This is a genomic window from Saccharothrix australiensis, from assembly GCF_003634935.1.
In the GTDB taxonomy this organism is placed as follows: Bacteria; Actinomycetota; Actinomycetes; order Mycobacteriales; family Pseudonocardiaceae; genus Actinosynnema; species Actinosynnema australiense.
In genome coordinates, this window is sequence record NZ_RBXO01000001.1 from 6333319 (window position 1) to 6352084 (window position 18766).

The 18766-nt window shown below is 73.5% G+C and carries 16 protein-coding genes and 1 pseudogene; 9 read left to right on the plus strand and 8 right to left on the minus strand.

The annotated features are described in order from the left end of the window. The first annotated feature begins 87 nt into the window (after window positions 1–87). From C8E97_RS26800 to C8E97_RS34170, 4 genes are all read left to right on the plus strand, one after another. On the plus strand, window positions 88–921 hold the full coding sequence (locus C8E97_RS26800; protein WP_121008195.1) for a hypothetical protein: 834 nt from the start codon (window positions 88–90) through the stop codon (window positions 919–921). A gap of 174 nt (window positions 922–1095) precedes the next feature. After that, a complete protein-coding gene (locus C8E97_RS26805; protein WP_121008196.1) occupies window positions 1096–1680 on the plus strand; it encodes a DNA-binding protein in 585 nt (194 codons plus the stop codon). Window positions 1681–1701: 21 nt separating this feature from the next. Continuing rightward, window positions 1702–2358: an RES family NAD+ phosphorylase gene (locus C8E97_RS26810; protein ID WP_121008197.1), complete on the plus strand. Its 657-nt coding sequence runs from the start codon at window positions 1702–1704 to the stop codon at window positions 2356–2358. 171 nt (window positions 2359–2529) lie between these two features. After that, window positions 2530–2820 carry a hypothetical protein gene (locus C8E97_RS34170; protein WP_147455246.1) on the plus strand — a complete coding sequence of 97 codons (291 nt, stop codon included), beginning with the start codon at window positions 2530–2532 and terminating at the stop codon, window positions 2818–2820. 172 nt (window positions 2821–2992) lie between these two features. On the opposite strand, the gene C8E97_RS26815 is transcribed toward C8E97_RS34170, so the two are convergent. The 5 genes from C8E97_RS26815 to C8E97_RS26835 form a co-directional block, all read right to left on the minus strand. Continuing rightward, window positions 2993–3556, minus strand: a complete 564-nt coding sequence (locus tag C8E97_RS26815; RefSeq protein WP_121008198.1) for a GNAT family N-acetyltransferase — start codon at window positions 3554–3556, stop codon at window positions 2993–2995. Window positions 3557–3589: 33 nt separating this feature from the next. Further along, window positions 3590–4195 carry a hypothetical protein gene (locus tag C8E97_RS26820; protein ID WP_246019189.1) on the minus strand — a complete coding sequence of 202 codons (606 nt, stop codon included), beginning with the start codon at window positions 4193–4195 and terminating at the stop codon, window positions 3590–3592. Between the two features lie 41 nt (window positions 4196–4236). Beyond that, window positions 4237–4950 carry a Crp/Fnr family transcriptional regulator gene (locus tag C8E97_RS26825; protein ID WP_121008200.1) on the minus strand — a complete coding sequence of 238 codons (714 nt, stop codon included), beginning with the start codon at window positions 4948–4950 and terminating at the stop codon, window positions 4237–4239. Between the two features lie 77 nt (window positions 4951–5027). Continuing rightward, window positions 5028–6932 (minus strand): S9 family peptidase, encoded by a 1905-nt coding sequence (locus C8E97_RS26830; protein ID WP_121008201.1) that lies wholly within the window; start codon window positions 6930–6932, stop codon window positions 5028–5030. A 110-nt stretch (window positions 6933–7042) separates the two neighbouring features. Beyond that, on the minus strand, window positions 7043–8038 hold the full coding sequence (locus tag C8E97_RS26835; protein WP_121008202.1) for a TerC family protein: 996 nt from the start codon (window positions 8036–8038) through the stop codon (window positions 7043–7045). Window positions 8039–8334: 296 nt separating this feature from the next. Between C8E97_RS26835 and C8E97_RS26840 the strand changes: the two genes are divergently transcribed. The 3 genes and pseudogenes from C8E97_RS26840 to C8E97_RS36320 form a co-directional block, all read left to right on the plus strand. Next, entirely contained in the window at window positions 8335–11187 is a 2853-nt protein-coding gene (locus C8E97_RS26840; protein WP_121008203.1) for an alpha/beta fold hydrolase, read from the plus strand. Beyond that, the gene (locus C8E97_RS26845) at window positions 11187–12116 is read left to right on the plus strand and encodes an ABC transporter permease (RefSeq protein WP_121008204.1); all 930 of its coding nucleotides are present in this window, start codon (window positions 11187–11189) and stop codon (window positions 12114–12116) included. The genes C8E97_RS26840 and C8E97_RS26845 overlap by 1 nt, the downstream gene beginning before the upstream one ends. A 4-nt stretch (window positions 12117–12120) precedes the next feature. Beyond that, window positions 12121–12342: pseudogene (locus tag C8E97_RS36320) on the plus strand (IS481 family transposase); the annotation flags it as partial. 354 nt (window positions 12343–12696) lie between these two features. Here C8E97_RS36320 and uvrB read toward each other — a convergent pair. Together uvrB and C8E97_RS26860 are read right to left on the minus strand one after the other, a co-directional pair. Next, window positions 12697–14853: an excinuclease ABC subunit UvrB gene (gene uvrB / locus C8E97_RS26855; protein WP_121012476.1), complete on the minus strand. Its 2157-nt coding sequence runs from the start codon at window positions 14851–14853 to the stop codon at window positions 12697–12699. A 126-nt stretch (window positions 14854–14979) separates the two neighbouring features. Further along, window positions 14980–16368 carry a DUF5685 family protein gene (locus C8E97_RS26860; protein WP_121008205.1) on the minus strand — a complete coding sequence of 463 codons (1389 nt, stop codon included), beginning with the start codon at window positions 16366–16368 and terminating at the stop codon, window positions 14980–14982. 110 nt (window positions 16369–16478) lie between these two features. Here C8E97_RS26860 and C8E97_RS26865 point away from each other — a divergent pair, with 110 nt between their 5' ends. Continuing rightward, window positions 16479–16991 carry a ribonuclease FAU-1 family protein gene (locus C8E97_RS26865; protein WP_121012479.1) on the plus strand — a complete coding sequence of 171 codons (513 nt, stop codon included), beginning with the start codon at window positions 16479–16481 and terminating at the stop codon, window positions 16989–16991. A 135-nt stretch (window positions 16992–17126) separates the two neighbouring features. After that, on the plus strand, window positions 17127–17645 hold the full coding sequence (locus tag C8E97_RS26870; RefSeq protein ID WP_121008206.1) for a ribonuclease FAU-1 family protein: 519 nt from the start codon (window positions 17127–17129) through the stop codon (window positions 17643–17645). On the opposite strand, the gene coaE is transcribed toward C8E97_RS26870, so the two are convergent. Next, the gene (coaE, locus tag C8E97_RS26875) at window positions 17621–18757 is read right to left on the minus strand and encodes a dephospho-CoA kinase (protein WP_121008207.1); all 1137 of its coding nucleotides are present in this window, start codon (window positions 18755–18757) and stop codon (window positions 17621–17623) included. The genes C8E97_RS26870 and coaE overlap by 25 nt on opposite strands. Window positions 18758–18766: the final 9 nt, after the last annotated feature.

The window sequence follows — 18766 nt, forward strand, 5'->3', positions numbered from 1 at the left end:
GGCTCGCTCGACCCGACCACGGCCGGGTCGTGTGGCCGTTAAGATCAGCGGCACCGTGTCGGGGGGAGCCGAAGGGGTGTTCGACGCATGAGCCAGCCGGCCACACCGCTGTCCGAGCAGGAGCAGCAGCAGCTGGTCCGGCAGATCGGGCGCGCCATGCTCCCCGTGCTCCCGCAGGGCTGGCAGCGCGTCCGGGCCGAGTACCGGGCGGCCGGGCGGCACATCGAGGTCGACCTCGCGTTCGCCGGCCCGGACGGGCAGTGGCGGCCGGTCCGCCCGCCGATGGACGTCGTCGGGCTGTTCGGCCGGTTGCGCACCGGCATGTACGCGGCGGACCGCGGCACCTGGCTCAGCGCCGTCTACGAGATCGAGGCGCCCAGCCAGTTCACCGTCGACTTCAACGCCGAGGACGAGCCGCGCTGGCGCAACGCTCCGCCCGTGATCGGCTTCCAGGACGAGCTGCGCGCGTTCCCCCGCGCCGACGACCGCATCCCGGACTGGCTGCGCCACCGGCTCGGCCTGCCACCGCGCGCGGAACCCGTGCCGCCCGGCGAGCTGCGCACCGCCCACGTCTACGACGGGCGCGACGAGGAAGGCCGCCCCGTGGTGCGCCGCCAGGCCGTGGACCCGCGGCTGCGGGAGGCGCTGCTGACCTACCTGGAGGCCGCGCCGGTCGTGCTGGCCGCGCGGGACCTGGACGTGGACGAGTTCGCGCCCGGCGACCGGGACGTGCCGCTGAACTTCCGCACCGACGGCACCTGGGTCTGGGCCGGCGCGGTGCCGCACTACCTGCGCAAGCACGGCCTGCCACCGGAGCCCGCCCTGGTGCGCCACATCCTGGACCGCGACTTCCGGGTGTCCGAGGTCGACGACGCCGTCCGGGACCGCGCGGTCGCCCTGATCACCGGGTCCGGCGACTGACCACCCGCCACCGGTCCACCGCCCGCACGCCCCGCGACCGGTGTCCGGCGCCCGGATGAGCCGGCACCGCCGCCCCCTCACGGAGAGTCCCGGCCCACACCCGAACGGCGCACGGACTGCGACATCCGGGCTATCCGAGCGCACAGAAGCGCACGCTCGGGATAACCTGTGCGCATGACTCCCGCGCTGGAGGCGGTGTTGGCCGAGGCAGGTCTACAGGTGACCCCTGGCGAGTTCCTGTCCCTCGTCGCGGACGCGGCCAAGCGGCTCGCCCCACCGCACCCCGACCCCGCCGGCTACTTCACCCCGGACCAGCGCGCCGCCCTGACCGACGTCGGCCTCGACCTGCGCCCCCACCGCGCCGCGGACGACCGGCCCCGCGCGCGGACCGTCGTCGCCCACGCGGTGCTCCGCGACTCGGCGATGACCGTCGCCGAAGCCGCCCGCCGGCTGGGCGTGGACACCAGCCGCATCCGGCACCGGCTCGGCGTGGGCAGGCTCGTCGGCTGGAAGGACCGGGGCTCCTGGCGCCTGCCCGCGTGGCAGTTCGCGGGCAGCGGCGTCCTGCCGGGCCTGGAAGCGGTGCTGGCGGCGGTGCCTGCCGACCAGCCCGCGCTGGTCGTGGCCGGTTTCATGACCACCGAGCAGGAGGACCTGCCGGTGGAGGGCGACCGCGTGTCGCCGCGCGACTGGCTGCTGGCGGGCGGCGACCCGCGCCGCGTGGCCGACCTGGCCGCCCGCCTGGGCACCCCGGCCTGACACCCACCCGACAGGACTCGAATGTCACGGCTACCCCAGCCGCCCGCCCCTGCCGTGCTGCAGGCGAACCTGCGCCGCGCCGAGGACGTCGTGGCCGTGCACCGGGCGACCCGCCTGGTCCGCATCTTCACGGCCAAGGGCCTGCACCCGCAACGCTGGAACAGCTTCCGCCACACCGGCCCGCTGCCCCACGCGCGCTTCGACACCCAACCACCGTCACCGGACGGCGCGCCGACCCACGCCCAGGACCAGGGCGTGCTGTACTTCGGCCTGTCCGTGCGGACGAGCGTCGCCGAGGTCTTCCAGGCGACCTCGGTGGTGGACCGCCGCACGCGGAGCCCCTTCCTGGTCGTGCTGCGCCCCAGGCGAACCCTGCGCCTGCTCGACCTGACCGGCCTGTGGCCGACCAGGGTGGGCGCGTCCCAGGAGATCAGCACCGGCCCCAAGCACCTGACCCAACAGTGGGCGAGGGCCATCAGGGCGGCATACCCGGAACTCGACGGCCTCTGGTACCGCTCGTCGATGGACGCGGCAGCCCCGGCCGTCTGCCTGTGGAACCCACCCGCCGGCTCGGGCCTACCCCCCGCGCCGGACGTCCTGCTCCCCTTGGAACACCCGGGACTCGACCTACCTCTGTCCAGGATCTGCGAGGAACTCAACTACACCCTGCTGGGCTGACCGAGAACCATTCACACCACCACCCGCCCCAACAGGCACACCTCGGGCGGCTGCGTGTCATCCCCGTACGGCCTGCCCGCAGGGCGACCACAGTCGCCGGAGGGGCGCAAGCACGCTTCACCGCTTGCGCCCCTCTGGCGACTGTGGTGGTCTTTGACAGGCCGTACGGGGATGACACACAGCCAAGCTTTTCAAGCTTCGAAGAAGCTTGAAAAGCTCGCAAAGCTTCGAAGAAGCTTTGCCCTCATCCTTGGTGGCCTGCCCAGCGGCGAGCGCCCTTCTTTAAGCTTTGACCCGCTCAAACCGAAGAACTTCCGCGCGGAAGGCGCCCGCACAAGCTTTAAAGAAGCGCTCGCCGCTGGGCAGGCCGCCGGGGAGGAAAAACAAAAGCCAAGGGCGTCGTGTTCTCCCCGCATGGCCTGTCAAAGACCACCACAGTCGGTCAGGGGGCGCAAGCGGTGAAGCGTGCTTGCGCCCCCTGACCGACTGTGGTTGCCCTGCGGGCAGGCCATACGGGGAGAACACGAGACCAGAGGTCTGTGCTGCGCGGTGCAGTGGGCTTAGGTCTGCGCGGCACGAGCAGGGGCATTGGTCGGTGCGGCACGAGCAGGGTTGGCGTGCTGCCGCGATCGGGTCACCTGCGAGCGGCTGTCGCGCGTTTTCGCGGTGCCGGCAGGAAGCGGCCGTAGCGGACCTCCGGGAGTTCCTGCCCGCCCAGCTCGTACCGGTGCACGAGGCCGTCGTGGCGCCAGCCGTGGGCCTCGTAGAAGTCGCGGCTCCTGGTGTTGTCCTGGAACACCCAGAGCACGGCGTAGCGGAAGCCCTGGTCCAGGAGGTGCCGCACGCCGGCCTCGTGGACCTCGTGCCCGGCCCCGGTCCCCTGGTAGCGCGGGTCGGCGTAGATCGCGACCAGTTCGCCGGTGTGCAGGTCGGGGTGCGCGTCCTTCGTCTCGCGCACCGCGTCGACCGCGCTGTAGGCCCCGATCCGCCCGCTCTCCTCGTCCACCGCCACGAACACGCGACTCGGGTCGGGCAGCCGCAGCACGCGTGCCCACGCGGGCAGTCGGCTCTCCGGCAGCATCCGGTCGAGCACCGGGTCGTCGACGATCCCCCGGTACGAGTGCTGCCACGCGTCGACGTTGATCCTGGCGATCTCGGGCGCGTCGTCGGGACGGCCGGGCCGCACGGTCCACTGCATCCGGTGAGCGTGCCGCAACCGCCGTGCGGCCCGCTAGGTTTCCACCAACTCGGCCCGCGGAGCGCCCGCGCACAGGTAGCCCGCGTAGCTCGCGCCCTTGGCCGAGAAGCGGGCGGCGCGGAAGCGGGACGGGTCCAGCTCGTGGAACCGCGTGCGCACCACGTCGTCGAACAGGCGTCGGGAGATCACCAGCACGAGGTCGCCGTCGCCGTGCGCCAGCTCCTTGCGCACGACCCTGGAGTCGAGCAGCCGGCACGTCACGATCGGCGCGTCGCCGACGAGGCCGAACCGGCCCGTGGTGAGGGTGCCGCAGTGCATGGCGAGCCGGATGCGCAGCGGTGTGCCGTTGCGGCGTTGCTCGCGCAGCGCGCGGCCGACCTCCTCGGTGAAGTGAGCGATCACCGACGCCGTGTCGACGTCGGGTGGCAGCACGGCCAGTTCCCCGTCGCCGCGCAGCTGGCGGTACCACCGGGCGCGGTCCAGCCCGGCGTTGCGGGCGGCCACGTCCAGCACCTCGCCCAGCCTCGACTGCGCCAGGGACTGGTCCAGCGCGTCGAGCTTGCTGTAGCCCTCGACGTCCACGGCGACCACGAGCCGGTAGACCAGCCCGTCGAATGGTGTCTCGGTATCCGGCTTCACCACCACAGGATCTGCCCGGCGTCCCGGCGGAACCAGCGGTATCACCGGGTTTCCGACCAGTCGTACGCGATGCTGTTCAACACCGGGCGATCCACGATCGTGATCGTCCGATACCCCATTCGTATGACGCCCCGGTCACGCAGCGACCGGAGTTCCTTGCGGGCGGTGTCCTCCTCGGCGCCCACGAGCGCGCCGAGCTCGCGTTGCGTCAGGCCGAGGTCGAGCGTGACGCCCCCCGGCACCGCGCGGCCGTAGCCGTCGGCGAGTTCGTCCAGGACCCGTGCCAAACGGACGAACGCGGGGTAACCGTTGAAGTCGGTGCGGCGCTTGTCGGCCCACCGCAGCGTCTGCATGATCACCCTGGTCAGGGCGGGCCCCGCGTCGGCGAACCGGTTCAGGTACTCGCGGAACACCACCGCCGGGATCACCCGGACGTGGGCGTCGCCGCACACCGTGACCGTCGCCGAGCGCGGCTCGCCGCTCAGCGCCGCCATCTCGCCGACGACGTCGCCGCCGACCTTGATGCCGAGCAGGGCGACCCGGCCGTTCTCCAGGGTCACGGTCGCCTTGACCACGGCGCGCACCAGCAGCACGACGTGGTCGGACCGCTCGGCCTCGCGGAGCATGACGTCGCCGCGCCGGTACGCCCTGGGCACGCCGAGGCCGAGCAGCGCGGCCTGGCTCGCGGGCGACAGCAGGTCCAGGAACGTCCCCGCGGGCCAGGCGTCGGCCCTGGGTGGTGGGATCGCGGTCATGCCAGACCTCCCTCGCAGGTCACCAGTGTCCCGCGAAACGAGGGGGGCCAATCAGTGATTCGACCGCATTCCGGGTGTCACGCCAGGTGGCGGTCCCACCACTCCAGCACGGCGTCGAACCGCTGCTTGCGGTGCCGGGGCTTGCCGGACCGGGTCAGCTCGTGCCCCTCGCCGGGGAACAGCAGCAGCTCCGCCTCGACCCCGTTGCGCCGCAGCGCGACGAACATCCGCTGCGCCTGCTCCAGCGGGCACCGCCAGTCGTGCTCGGAGTGCGCGACCATGAACGGCATGGAGACCTTCTCGGCGTAGGTCAGCGGCGACATGGCCTTGTGCGCCTCCGGGTCGGGCCCGCAGTACGCCTCGGTGAAGAACCAGCCGATGTCCGACGACCCGGAGAACGAGTCCCACGCGTTGACCGCGCGCTCGCTCCACGCCGCCCGGAACCGCTCGCCGTGGTGCGCGGCCAGCCACGACGTCATGAACCCGCCGTAGGAGCCGCCCATCACGCCGACGCGGTCGGCGTCGAGGTCGGGCCGCTCCAGCGCCACGTCGAGCACGGACAGCACGTCGTCCACGTCGACGGTGCCGAACCCGCCGATCACGGCCTGCCCGTGCGCCTGCCCGTAGCCGGCGGAGCCGCGCGGGTTGGGCAGCACCACGGCGTACCCGGCGCCCGCGTACACCTGGGCCTCGTCGAAGAAGCCCCACCCGTGGTACATGAACGGCCCGCCGTGGACCACCAGCAGGACCGGGTGCGGGCCCTCGCCCTCGGGCAGCACGAGCCAGCCGTGCACGGGGTAGCCGTCCGACGCCGAGCCGGTCAGCTCGACCAGGGGCCGCGCCGGCACGGCGGACCCGAACGACGTCAGCACGCCGCCGCCGACGCGCACGACCTCGCCGGGGTTGTCGGCGCGCGAGACGACCGCGACGACGGTGTCGCCGTCCGCCGCGAACGCCCGCACCTCGGCCTGCTCGCCGGCCAGCACCTCCAGCGCCGACAGCGGCAGCTCGACCCCGTCCAGGGGCACGCGGCGCAGCTCGACCGCGCCCCGGTGGCGCACCGCGACGAGCACGTCGTCACCGACGACGACCGGCGGGCCCGCGGCCTTCTCGCAGTCGACGCCCTCCACGTCGGTGAGGCGGACGAGCGTGCCGCCGGAGTGCCGCCACAGGCTCATGTTGCGCGCGATGCTGTGCACGCCGTCGGACTCGGTGCCGTAGAACACGACGCCGCCGTCGGGCAGCGCCACCGGGTACGCCGCCAGCCCCCGCGTGCGCACCAGCAGCTCGGGCTCGCCGCCGGCGGCGGGCACCGAGTAGATGTCCTGGTGCAGCGTCTCGACCACGCCGAGGTCGCGGTCGGCGACGAACACCAGCGCGGTGCCGTCGGCCGTCCACTCCGGCTCGACCACGTCGCACGCGCCGTCGGTGAGCTGGACCGGGCCGGCGTCGCCGTCGAGGTCGACGGTGAACAGCCGGGCGTGCCGGTCGGCGGTGAAGCCGAGGTCGTCGAGCCGGTAGTCCAGCCGCTGGATGTGCCGGGGCGCCTCGGCGTCGGGCGTCGGCGGGTCCTCGCCCTCGGCCGCGGCGGTGCCGTAGCGGCCGGGCTCGGGCACGCGGGCGGTGAACGCGACGCGCCGGGAGTCCGGCGACCACACCGGCGTGCCGACGCCCAGCGGGAGGTCGGTGAGGCGGCGCGCGTCGCCGCCCGCCGTCGGCATGACGTGCAGCTGGGGCGCCTCGCCAGGCGCGCCGGCGCGGAGGAACGCGACCCACCGGCCGTCCGGCGAGATCCGGGGCGCGAGGTCGCGCTCGGCCCACGTCCAGCGCCGCGCGCCACCGCCGTCGAGGGGCACGGCGTACAGGCCGCCCCGGTAGGCGTTCGCGGCGACGTCCGGCGTGGCGGCGTTCACCAGGACCAGCTCACCACGCACCGACACGGAACCGGGCAGGATCAGCGACTGCAAGTCATCGGGGCGCACGAGGGAGCACGGTACCCCAGAAGTCTTTAGCAAGGCTCACGAGATTTTTCACGCTCACAGTTGCGTCGCCCCGGTGTCGCAGCGCGCCACGCCACCGGGGCGAACCCGTGTCATTTGGCGACGGGCTTGGCCGCCTCCGGGTCGCGCCGGACCTTGATCAGCGACGCGACCGTGGTGATCGCGAGGACGCCCACGATGACCGACAGCGACAGCTCGATCCCGATCACCGGCACCGGCAGCGGCTCGCCGCCGTTGAGGAACGGCAGCGAGTTCTGGTGCAGCGCCTCCAGGATCAGCTTCACGCCGATGAAGCCCAGGATCACCGACAGGCCGATCGACAGGTAGACCAGCTTGCTGAGCAGGCCGCCGAGCAGGAAGTACAGCTGCCGCAGGCCCATCAGGGCGAACGCGTTGGCGGTGAAGACCAGGAACGGCTCCTTGGTCAGGCCGAAGATCGCGGGGATCGAGTCGAGCGCGAACAGCAGGTCGGTGGTGCCGATGGCGACCATGACGATGAACATCGGCGTGACGAACCGCTTGCCGTCGACCTTCACGAACGACTTCGAGCCGTGGTAGCGGTCGGCCACCGGGAACACCTTGCGCACGAACCGCAGCGCCGCGTTCTCCTTGTAGTCCTCTTCCTCCTCGTCGTGGTCGGTGCGCGCGAGCTTGTAGCCGGTGTAGATGAGGAACGCGCCGAAGAGGTAGAAGACCCAGCTGAACTGCGCGATGACCGCCGCGCCGACGGCGATGAAGATGCCGCGCATGACCAGCGCCATCAGGATGCCGACCAGCAGCACCTTGTGCTGGTGGATGGCAGGCACCTTGAAGGTGGTCATGATGATCAGGAAGATGAAGAGGTTGTCGACGCTGAGCGAGTACTCCGTGATGTACCCGGCGAAGAACTCGCCCGCGTACGTGCCGTTGGCGAAGTACCAGATGCCCAGGCCGAACGCGATCGCGACCGCCACGTAGAAGGTGACCCACCTGCCGGCTTCGCCGATGGTGACCTCGTGCGGTTTGCGGTCGACGATGAACAGGTCGATCGCAAGCAGGACGAGCAGACCTGCGATCGTCGCGATCCACAACCACGCGGGAACAGCCATCGAATACCTCCGGTACATCGCGCGCACGCCAATGACCGGAGGTCTCCTCCATCGGTTGGCTCACCGACCGGCGGCACCGGGACCCCCACGCTGGGCTCCGTGCTGACGACACCGCCGCTTAGGGAGTACTCCCCTCCACGCTCACCCCAGTCTCACGCATGATTGCGGGTTCGCGCCAGCCGGGGTGATCAGACCCACCCGGCCGGGCGCGTCTTTCCTGAGAAAGAGCACCTCCGCCCACACCGCGTTCTCAGTGAACACGGCCCCTTGACACGTCTCACCCTAAGGTCGACGGGGTGGCCCCCTCCTCCCGCCTCGGCGGCAGGTGGTCGCTCCCCGCGCTGGTCGTGCTGGTCGCCCTGCTGGGCGCCGTCGTGGTCTGGACGCGGCAGGGCGACGACCCGCCCCCGGTGAGCACCCGCGACGCGGTGATCGACGTGCCGGAGAGCCCCGGCAGCGACCGGGCGATCCAGCTCGACACCACCCTCCACCTGCCCGAACGCACACCCGCGCCGGCCATCCTGCTGCCGCACGGCTTCGGCGGCAGCAAGGAGGGCGTGGCCGCCCAGGCGACCGAGCTGGCGCGGCGCGGGTTCGTCGTGCTGACCTACTCCGCCCGCGGCTTCGGCCGCAGCACCGGCCGGATCGCGCTGAACTCCCTCGACCACGAGGTCCGCGACGCGCAGAAGCTGCTGGACTGGCTCGCGACCCGCGAGGAGGTGCGCACCGACGCGGCGGGCGACCCGAGGGTCGGCGTCACCGGCGCGTCGTACGGCGGCGCGCTGGCGCTGTCGCTGGCCGGCGTGGACCGGCGGGTCGACACGATCGTCCCGGTGATGACGTTCAACGACCTGGGCCAGGCGCTGCTGCCGAACGCCGGCCGCGCCGACCGGGTGGACGCGACGTCGGTCGCGCCCGGCGCGTTCGGCGACGACGGCGTGTTCAAGCGGTCTTGGGCGGGCCTCCTGTTCTCCGCCGGGCTGTCCGGCGGCGACGTGGCGGGCCCCGGCCAGGAGGCGCAGGAGCCGGGCCAGGACGGCCGCGGGCAGGCCCCGAGCGACACCGCGGCCGTGCCCCCGGCGCAGCCCGGCCCGACGGCACCGCGCCCCGGCGCCGCCGACGGCGCGTGCGGCCGGTTCCAGGCCGACGTCTGCGCGGCGTACACCGACGTGGCGACCACGGGGCGGGCCGACCCGCGCACCCTGGAGGTGCTGCGGCGCTCCTCGCCCGCGGCGGTGACCGGCCGCATCACCCAGCCGACGATGATCGTGCAGGGCGAGCAGGACACGCTGTTCGGCCTGGACCAGGGTGACGCCAACGCGCGCCAGATCGCCGCGAACGGCGCGAAGGTCAAGGTCGTCTGGTACGCGGGCGGCCACGACGGCGGCTCGCCCGGCCCCGAGCTGCGCGGGCGCATCGCCGACTGGATGGCCTTCCACCTCGACGGCAAGGGCGCCGACCCCGGCACGGGCTTCGAGTACACCGTCGTGGGCGCGTTCCGCAGCAGCGGCACGCCGTCGCTGCGCGACGTGGTCGCGCCGCACTACCCCGGCCTGCCGGGCGCGGACCCGGTCGAGCGCCGGGGCGTGCCGCTGGCCGGCGGCGAGCAGGTGGTGGTCAACCCGCCGGGCGGCAACCCGGCGGCGGTGAGCAGCCTGCCCGGCCTCGGCTCGGCGCTGTCGCGGTCCAGCGCGGTCTCGTCGCGGCTGGCGGTCGACCTGCCGGGCCAGGCGGCGGTGTTCACCTCCGAGCCGCTCACCTCGCAGCTGCTGCTGACCGGCGCGTCGACCGTGCGGCTGCGGGTGGCGGCGGTGCCCGGCCGCCCCGTGCCGGACGAGGGCGCGGTGCTGTTCGCGAAGCTGTACGACGTCGACGCGAGCGGGGTGCGCACGCTGCCCGGCTCGGCCGTCGCGCCGATCCGCGTCACCGGCCTGCCCGCCGACGGCACGCCCGTCGACGTGCACGTGACGCTGCCCGGCGCGGTGCGGCCGGTGGAGAGCGACCACCGGCTCCAGCTCGTGGTCGCCACCACGGACCAGGCGTACGCGAACGCGACGACGCCCGCCGCCTACCGCGTCTCGCTGGCGACGCCGGAACTCGCGGCGCCGGTCGTGCCGGGCGTGAACGCGACCAGCGACGTGCCGACCGGTGCGCTGTGGGGCATCGCGATCGTGCTGGTCGCGTGCGCGATCGCGGCGGTGGTGGCGTGGTTCCGGCGGCGGCTGGCCGCCGACGTCGACCCCGCGCTGACCGGCGTGCCGCTGGTGATCTCCGGGCTGACCAAGTCCTACCCCGGCGGGCTGACGGCGGTGCGGGACCTGTCGTTCCGGGTCGAGCACGGCCAGGTGCTCGGCCTGCTCGGGCCCAACGGCGCGGGCAAGACGACCACCCTGCGGATGCTGATGGGCCTGATCACGCCCTCCGAGGGCGAGATCAGGGTGTTCGGGCACCGGGTGAGCCCCGGCGCGCCCGTGCTGTCGCGCGTCGGGTCGTTCGTGGAGGGCTCCGGTTTCCTGCCCCACCTGTCCGGCCTGGCCAACCTGCGGCTGTACTGGGCGGCGACCGGCCGCCCGGTCGAGCAGGCGCACTTCGACGAGGCGCTGGAGATCGCGGGCCTCGGTGACGCGGTGCACCGCCGCGTCCGCACCTACAGCCAGGGCATGCGGCAGCGGCTGGCCATCGCGCAGGCGATGCTGGGCCTGCCGGACCTGCTGGTGCTCGACGAGCCGGCCAACGGGCTCGACCCGCCCCAGATCCACCAGATGCGCGAGGTCCTGCGGCGCTACGCGGCGGCCGGGCGCACGGTGCTGGTGTCCTCGCACCTGCTCGCCGAGGTCGAGCAGACGTGCAGCCACGTCGTGGTGATGCACAAGGGCACCCTGGTCGCGGCCGGTCCGGTCGAGGAGATCGCGACGGGCGGCGGCGAGGCCAGCTTCCGGGTCGACCGGCCCGAGGAGGCGGCCGAGGTGCTGCGCGGCCTGGAGGGCGTGCGGGGCGTGTCGGTGGACGGCGAGCACGTGCACGCCGGCCTCAACGGCACCCCGCGCGCGACGGCCCTGCGGGCGTTGGTGCGGGCGGGGGTGGCGGTCGACCAGGCCGGCCCGCGCCGCAAGCTGGAGGACGCGTTCCTGGAACTGGTGGGCGAGTGATGGCGGACGAGCACGGCGTGCACACCGACCCGACGGCGATCGCCGACCTGGCCGACGCGGCCGAGCACGAGCACCCCGGTGTCGCGCCGGACGGGTCGAGGGTCGGCTACCGGGCGGGGCGGACGCTGCCGATCCGGGTGGAGCTGGCGCGCCAGCTGCGCCGCAGGCGGACGCAGCTGGTGCTGGGCTTCCTGGTGCTGCTGCCGTTCATCCTGGTGGTGGCGTTCGAGCTGGGGCAGGCGTCGCCGAACCGGCGCTCGGGCGGGTTCGTGGACCTCGCGACGGCCAGTGGCGTGAACTTCGTGGTGCTCACGCTGTTCGTGAGCGGCAGCTTCCTGCTGCCGATGATCGTGGCGCTGTTCTTCGGCGACACGATCGCGTCCGAGGCGTCCTGGTCGAGCCTGAAGTACCTGCTGGCGGCGCCCGTGCCGCGGCACCGGCTGCTGCGCCGCAAGGCGCTGGCGTCCGGGCTGCTGTCGGTGGCCGCGCTGGTCCTGCTGCCCGCCGTGGCGCTGGCGGTCGGCGTCGCCTGGTACGGGGCGGGCGAGGCGGTCAGCCCGACGGGCGAGGCGACGTCGTTCGGCGCGGGCGTGTCCGGGGTGGCGCTGGCGGTCTGCTACCTCTGCGTCCACCTGTTCTGGGTGGCGGGGTTGGCGCTGTTCCTGTCGGTGTCGACGGACGCGCCGCTGGGCGCGGTCGGCGGCGCGGTGCTGGCGTCGATCCTGTCGCAGATCCTGGACCAGATCACGGCGTTGGAGGGACTGCGGGACTACCTGCCGACGCACTACGCGCTGGCGTGGGCGGACCTGCTGTCGACCGAGGTGGACTGGTCGCAATTGGCGAAGGGCGCGTTCTCGGCGCTGGCCTACGGCGCGTTCTTCACGCTGCTGGCGGCCCGGAAGTTCGCGCGCAAGGACATCACGAGCTGAGCGGGCGGCCCGGTTCCAGGTCTCGCCGACCACCGCCGTCCACCGGGGCCGGCGTTGCCGCGAGCCGGGCGAGCCGGGTCTGGTCGACCGGTCCGGCCGCCCGCACCGCGGTCCGCGTCGCCTGCCCACCCGCCGCGAACGCCGGATCGTCAAGGTCCGCCCGGCGCGGCGGTGGGGGCCGGCCCGCATCGGCCCCCTGCCCGGCTTGCATCCCTCCACGGTGCACGGGTGCCGGCCGCTTCGACTTCGGCAGCTTGGCGACCACCGCGTCGTAGGACCGGTCGAGCAGTTCGCGCACGTCCTCCGCCGGCTGGCCGCACCCGGTTCCAGCCGTAGCGGCCGACGTAGGCGCTGATCGTGACGTCGTCGGGGAAGCGCTCCCGCCACTCGGCGTCGCCGCACCAGCCGCCTCTCCCCCGTCCGCGGAGACCGCGTACCGCGGTGGTCCCGCCGGCCTTCGGCAAGAGCTGTCCCCCGCGGCAACGGCCCGCGCTGAAGGGCTCCCACCGGCCCCGGTGCTCGGTCGCGCCAGGGCCGGTGGGAGCTGTGGTGGGAGCGGAACCGGTGGGGGGCGTCGGCCCTACTTCACGCCGGCCGCGTCCATGCCCCGCAGCTCCTTCTTCAGGTCCTGGATCTCGTCGCGCAGCCGCGCCGCCAGCTCGAACTGCAGCTCGCGGGCCGCGTTCATCATCTGGTCGGTCAGCTGCTGCACCAGGTCGGCCAGCTCGGACCGCGCCATGCCGCTGGTGTCGCGGTCGGCCAGGACGCCCGAGCTGCGACCGCTCGCGCCGGGGTCGCCGGCCGGCTTCTTGCCGCGCGACGCGTTGCGCCCCGAGCCGCCCGGCTCGATGACGTCCTCCGCCTCCGCGTACACCTGCTCCAGGATGTCGGTGATCTTCTTCCGCAGCGGCTGCGGGTCGAGGCCGCGCTCCTCGTTGTACGCGATCTGCTTGGCCCGCCGCCGGTTGGTCTCCTCGATCGCGTGCCGCATCGAGTCGGTGACGCGGTCGGCGTACATGTGGACCTGGCCGGACACGTTGCGGGCCGCGCGGCCGATGGTCTGGATCAGGCTCGTGCCCGACCGGAGGAAGCCCTCCTTGTCGGCGTCCAGGATCGACACCAGCGAGACCTCGGGCAGGTCCAGGCCCTCGCGCAGCAGGTTGATCCCGATCAGGACGTCGTACTCGCCCAGCCGCAGCTGCCGGAGCAGCTCGACGCGGCGCAGCGTGTCGACCTCGGAGTGCAGGTAGCGGACCCGGATGCCCAGCTCCAGCAGGTAGTCGGTGAGGTCCTCGGCCATCTTCTTGGTCAGGGTGGTGACCAGGACGCGCTCGTCGCGCTCGGCCCGCACGCGGATCTCGTGGACCAGGTCGTCGATCTGGCCCTCCGTCGGCTTGACGACCACCTCCGGGTCGACCAGGCCCGTCGGGCGGATGACCTGCTCGACGAACTCGCCGCCCGCCTGGCCCATCTCGTACGGGCCGGGCGTCGCCGACAGGTACACCGTCTGCCCGATGCGGTCGGCGAACTCCTCCCAGGTCAGCGGCCGGTTGTCCAGCGCGCTGGGCAGCCGGAAGCCGTGCTCGACGAGGTTGCGCTTGCGGGACGCGTCGCCCTCGTACATGCCGCCGATCTGCGGCACCGTCACGTGGGACTCGTCGATGACCAGCAGGAAGTCGTCCGGGAAGTAGTCGATCAGCGTCGCGGGCGCGGTGCCGGGGCCGCGGTCGTCGATGTGGCGCGAGTAGTTCTCGATGCCCGAGCAGAAGCCGACCTGGCGCATCATCTCGATGTCGTACGAGGTGCGCATCCGCAGCCGCTGCGCCTCCAGCAGCTTGCCCTGCCGCTCCAGCCTGCCCAGCTGCTCGGCCAGCTCGGCCTCGATGTTGGCGATCGCCTTCTCCATGCGCTCCGGGCCGGCCACGTAGTGCGTCGCCGGGAAGATGCGCAGCTCGTCGACCTCCTTGACCACGTCGCCGGTGAGCGGGTGCAGGTAGTACAGCTTGTCGATCTCGTCGCCGAAGAACTCGACGCGCAGCGCCAGCTCCTCGTACGCCGGGATGATCTCCACCGTGTCGCCGCGCACCCGGAACGTGCCCCGGTTGAACGCCACGTCGTTGCGCGCGTACTGGATGTCGACCAGGGCACGCAGCAGCAGGTCGCGGTCGATCTCGCCGCCCACCGCGAGCTGGATCGAGCGGTCGAGGTAGGACTGGGGCGTGCCCAGGCCGTAGATGCACGACACCGAGGCGACCACGATCACGTCCCGCCTGGTGAGCAGGCTCATGGTGGCCGAGTGGCGCAGCCGCTCCACGTCCTCGTTGATCGAGGAGTCCTTCTCGATGTAGGTGTCCGTCTGCGGGATGTACGCCTCGGGCTGGTAGTAGTCGTAGTAGCTGACGAAGTACTCCACCGCGTTCTCGGGGAAGAACTCCCGCAGCTCGTTGGCCAGCTGCGCGGCCAGCGTCTTGTTCGGCGCCATCACCAGCGTGGGCCGCTGCAACTTCTCCACGAGCCACGCCGTGGTGGCCGACTTGCCGGTGCCCGTCGCGCCGAGCAGCACGACGTCCTTCTCGCCCTCCGTGATGCGCCGTTCCAGCTCCGCGATCGCGGCGGGCTGGTCACCGGCCGGCTGGTAGTCGCTGACCACGCGGAACTTCCCGTCGGTGCGGGGGATGTCGCCGACGGGACGGTGCGCCGAGTGCGCCTTGACCGGGATCTCGGTTGGGAAAGCCACGGACACGACGGTACGCCTGGGGTACGACAAAGTCCGATCGGCCCAGGTCGGAGCGGTGCTCGGCTTGTCGCGCCCGGCGGCGACCGGCCCCGGGGCGACCGTCGGCGACCGGGCGCGCGGCGGTCGTCAGCAGTCGCACCCGCAGCAGTCGCAGCAGCCGCCGTCGCCGCCGCCCCGGCCGCTGCCGCCGCCGCAGTCGCAGCCCGAACCGCAGTCGCAGGGGTTGTGCCGCCACTTGCCGCTCCACGGGCCGGGGAACGGGTCGCGGCAGCAGTACTGGCACGTGCCGCACTGGTAGAGCACGGCCAGGCAGCCGAGCAGCGCGCCCCGCGGGCGGGGCGGGTGGACCAGCGCCGGCCAGCACCACAGGCCGCCGCCGGGGCCGGGCGGCTCGCCACGCCGGTCCCACTCGGTCGGGCGCGGCGGCGGTCCGCCGCCGTCGTCACCGCCGTCGTCACCGCCGTGGCCCGCGGCGGCGTGCGGCGGCACCGGGCCGGGTGGTGGCACGCTGCCGTGCCGGTCACCGCCGTGCGGGGCCTGGTGCGGCGGGTACGCGGCGGGCGCGGGATGCCAACCCGGCGGCGGCGTCCCCTGCGGGCCGTGCCCGTGCGGGCCGTGCCCGTGCGGGCCGTGCCCGTGCGGGCCGTGCGTGTGCGGGCCGTGCGTGTGCGGGCCGCCGAACGCCCGCCGGATCGACTCGCGCACCTCGTGCACGAGCAGCGCGTGCACCAGCCGCCCGTCGGTGAACTCCACGTCCTTCAGGGCCAGTTCGATGCCCATCGCGGCGTCCTCGCACAGCCGCCGCGCCTCCGCCAACGACGTGCCGGTGGCCTCCAGCGGGTTCCACGCGCCCGCCGCGCGGTCCTCCGCCAGGTCCTCCACGGCGTCGACCAGGTGCGCCAGGCGCCCGAACAGCCGCCCGACCTCGCGCAACGCGTCGGCGTTGCCCGGTCGCCCGGCCAGCAGGGCGGTCCGCGCCACCGCCTCGCCGGCGGCGGTCTCGGTCGGCTCGGTCACCAGCAGCACCGAGCCGCCCGGCCCGGCCGCCGCCTCCACCTCCGCCTGCCGCTCCACCGCCGCGACCAGCACGCCGGTGTCGAAGCCCAGGTCGGACCCGGTGGTCGCGGCCTGCGCGGCCCACCGCCGCGCCACCCGCCTGCCCAGGCCCCGGACGGGCACCCGCGCGAAGGCGCCGTCCCGGTCCGCCACGTGGTCGCCGACCTTCGCCGACGCCAGCACCAGCGACACCGTCGCGGCCAGCCGCGCGCCCGCGCCCACGGCCACGTCGGCCGACCTCATGCCGCGCAGCGCGCACGGGCCCGCCGAGCGCCGCGAACGGACCGTCTGGGCCTCGACGAGGGCGGACACGACCAGCCCGTCGTAGTTGGTGACCACGCGCGCCAGGTGGCCGTGGTCGTCGCGCAGCGCCAGGCACAGCCCGCACAGGTGCGCCAGCCACGATTCGCGCAGGTCCGCGCCCAGTCGGTGGCGGCACGGCCGGATGATCCCGAACATGGGGGAAGACTAAGCGATCATCATACTTTCGGGTGACAGAAACGGGTGTTCGACGGCCGGCGGTGCATAAGGTGCCGATCGTGACGCTGAGCACGGCAGGGACCTCGAAGATGCACATCCACCCGCCGAAGGTCGAGTACTTCGACCTGGACGCCAAGAGCAACACGGACCCCAAGGGCCACCTGCGCGGCGTCGAGGAGTACCGGTTGACCCGGCACGGGCTCTACATGTTCCGCCCGGTGCCCGGCCACCCGCGGCTGTCGCACTTCGAGTCGTGGCTGCTGCCCGCCCACGGCCTCCGCGTCACCCGCCAGTCCTGGCACCCCGGCCAGGAGCGCGACTACGACCACTACGTGGACGTCGTGGAGATCACCTCCAGCGGGTCGGTGTGGAAGACCGTCGACCTCTACCTGGACCTGATCGTGCGCACCGGCCGCAGCGTCACGGTGGTCGACACCGACGAGCTGCTGACCGCCCTGGAACGGGGCCTCATCCAGCCGCACCGGGCGCAGTGGGCGCTGGAGACCACCTACCGCGCGGTGGCGGGCATCGCGGCGAACGGGCACGACGCGGTGCGCTGGCTGGCCTCCCAGGGCACGGTCACCACCTGGCGGCGGCGGTGATGCGGACGGTGAGCGCCGCCGGCAACCGCCCTCCGGGTTTGTCACCTGACCGAGACCCTCTCCGGCACAGACCGTGATGTAACAAATCGACCCGCAGTGTTACGGGCCGCATACTTACGGCTACGCTCGGATCGCGTGGGAGCGGTCATCACACCTCAGCTCGTCGACGTGGTCGACACCGTCAGCGCAGTTCGGAGCTACTCCTCGGGCATGTCCCGGCACCTGACGACCTGCCGCGTCGAGCACTGGGGCCTGCGGCTGGAGTGCCCGACCCCCGAGGACCCGTTCTCCGACTCCGAGGTCACCTGGTTGATACCGGACCTGGGGTTGCGCCTCACCCACCACCGCCCCCGCTCGCGGCACGCCCGCGGCGGCCCGAGCGTGCTCAGCGCCGTGCGCGTGCACCGCGACGGCCGCTCCTGGCGGACGACCGACCTCCTGCTCGGCTTGGCGGTGCCCGGCGGGACGACCGCGCGCATCGTGCGCTCGGAGGAGTTCGCGGCGGCCGTCGCCGGCGGGGTCCTGAGACCCGACGACGCCGACCAGGCCCTGCGCACCGTGCACCGCACCCTGGAGGAGGTCAGCCTCCACCGCCACGACCTCGGCGCGTGGCTGACCCACCGGGGCATCTACGACGTCTGGCCGTCCGCGTAGCGGGCGTCCACCCGCGCCGCCACCCACGACCGCTTGGCCTCCGCGTAGCCGGACCCGTCCGCGCCGCCCGCGTGCCGGAGCTTCACCGCCTCGTACTCGCGGCGGGCGGCCTCGTCGGCGCGCAGCCGGTCCCGCAGCCGCAGCGCCCGCTCCCACGCCGGGCCGCCCTCCACCCGGACGCGCAGGTCGACCGGCCGCAGCGGGTCCGCGCCCACGTGCCGCCGCTGCCAGTCGCCCGCCGGGTCGTCCGGTTCCGCACCGCCCGACGCGGGGAAGCCCGCCTCGGCCAGGGCGTCGGCGAGCCCGTCGGCCTCCGCCGGCGACGCGACGCCCAGCTGGAGGTCCAGCACGTCCCTCGCCGCCAGGCCGGGCACCGACGTGGACCCGATGTGCTCGACCCGCCGGTGGCCCGCGACGAGCGCGATCCGCCCGGCGACGCGGGCCGCCTGCGCCTGCCACGTGTCGTCGTGCGGCACGACCCGCGGCGCGCCGACCGCGCCGCGCCGGAGCCGGACGTTCGCCTCGTAGGGCACCAGCCGGTCCGCCCACAGCCGGTCGACCTCCGCGAGCACCAGGTCGGGCGTGCCGGAGTTGTCCAGCCACACGTCGGCGACCGCCCGGCGCGCGGCGTCGTCGGCCTGCTTGGCCATCCGGTTGCGGGCGTCCCGCTCCGCCAGGCCGCGGCCGACCAGCCGCTCGACCCGCTGCTCCCGGTCCGCGTGCACGATCACGACCAGGTGGTACACGGGCGCGAGGCCGTTCTCCACCAGCAGCGGCACGTCGTGCACCACGATCGCCTCGGGCGGCGCGGCGGCGATCAGCTCGGCCGTGCGAGCGGCGATCCTCGGGTGGGTGATGCCGTTCAGCGTGGCGCGGGCCGCGTCGTCGCTGAACACCTTCGCGGCCAGCGCGGCCCGGTCGAGCGCGCCGGACGCGTCGACCACCCCGGTCCCGAACGCCTCGACGACCTCGGCCAGCCCCGGCGTGCCCGGCTCGACCACCTCGCGCGCGACGCGGTCGGCGTCGACCACCACCGCGCCGTGCTCGGCCAGCCTGCCCGCGACCGTCGACTTGCCCGACCCGATGCCCCCCGAGAGGCCCACGCGCAACATGGTCCACAG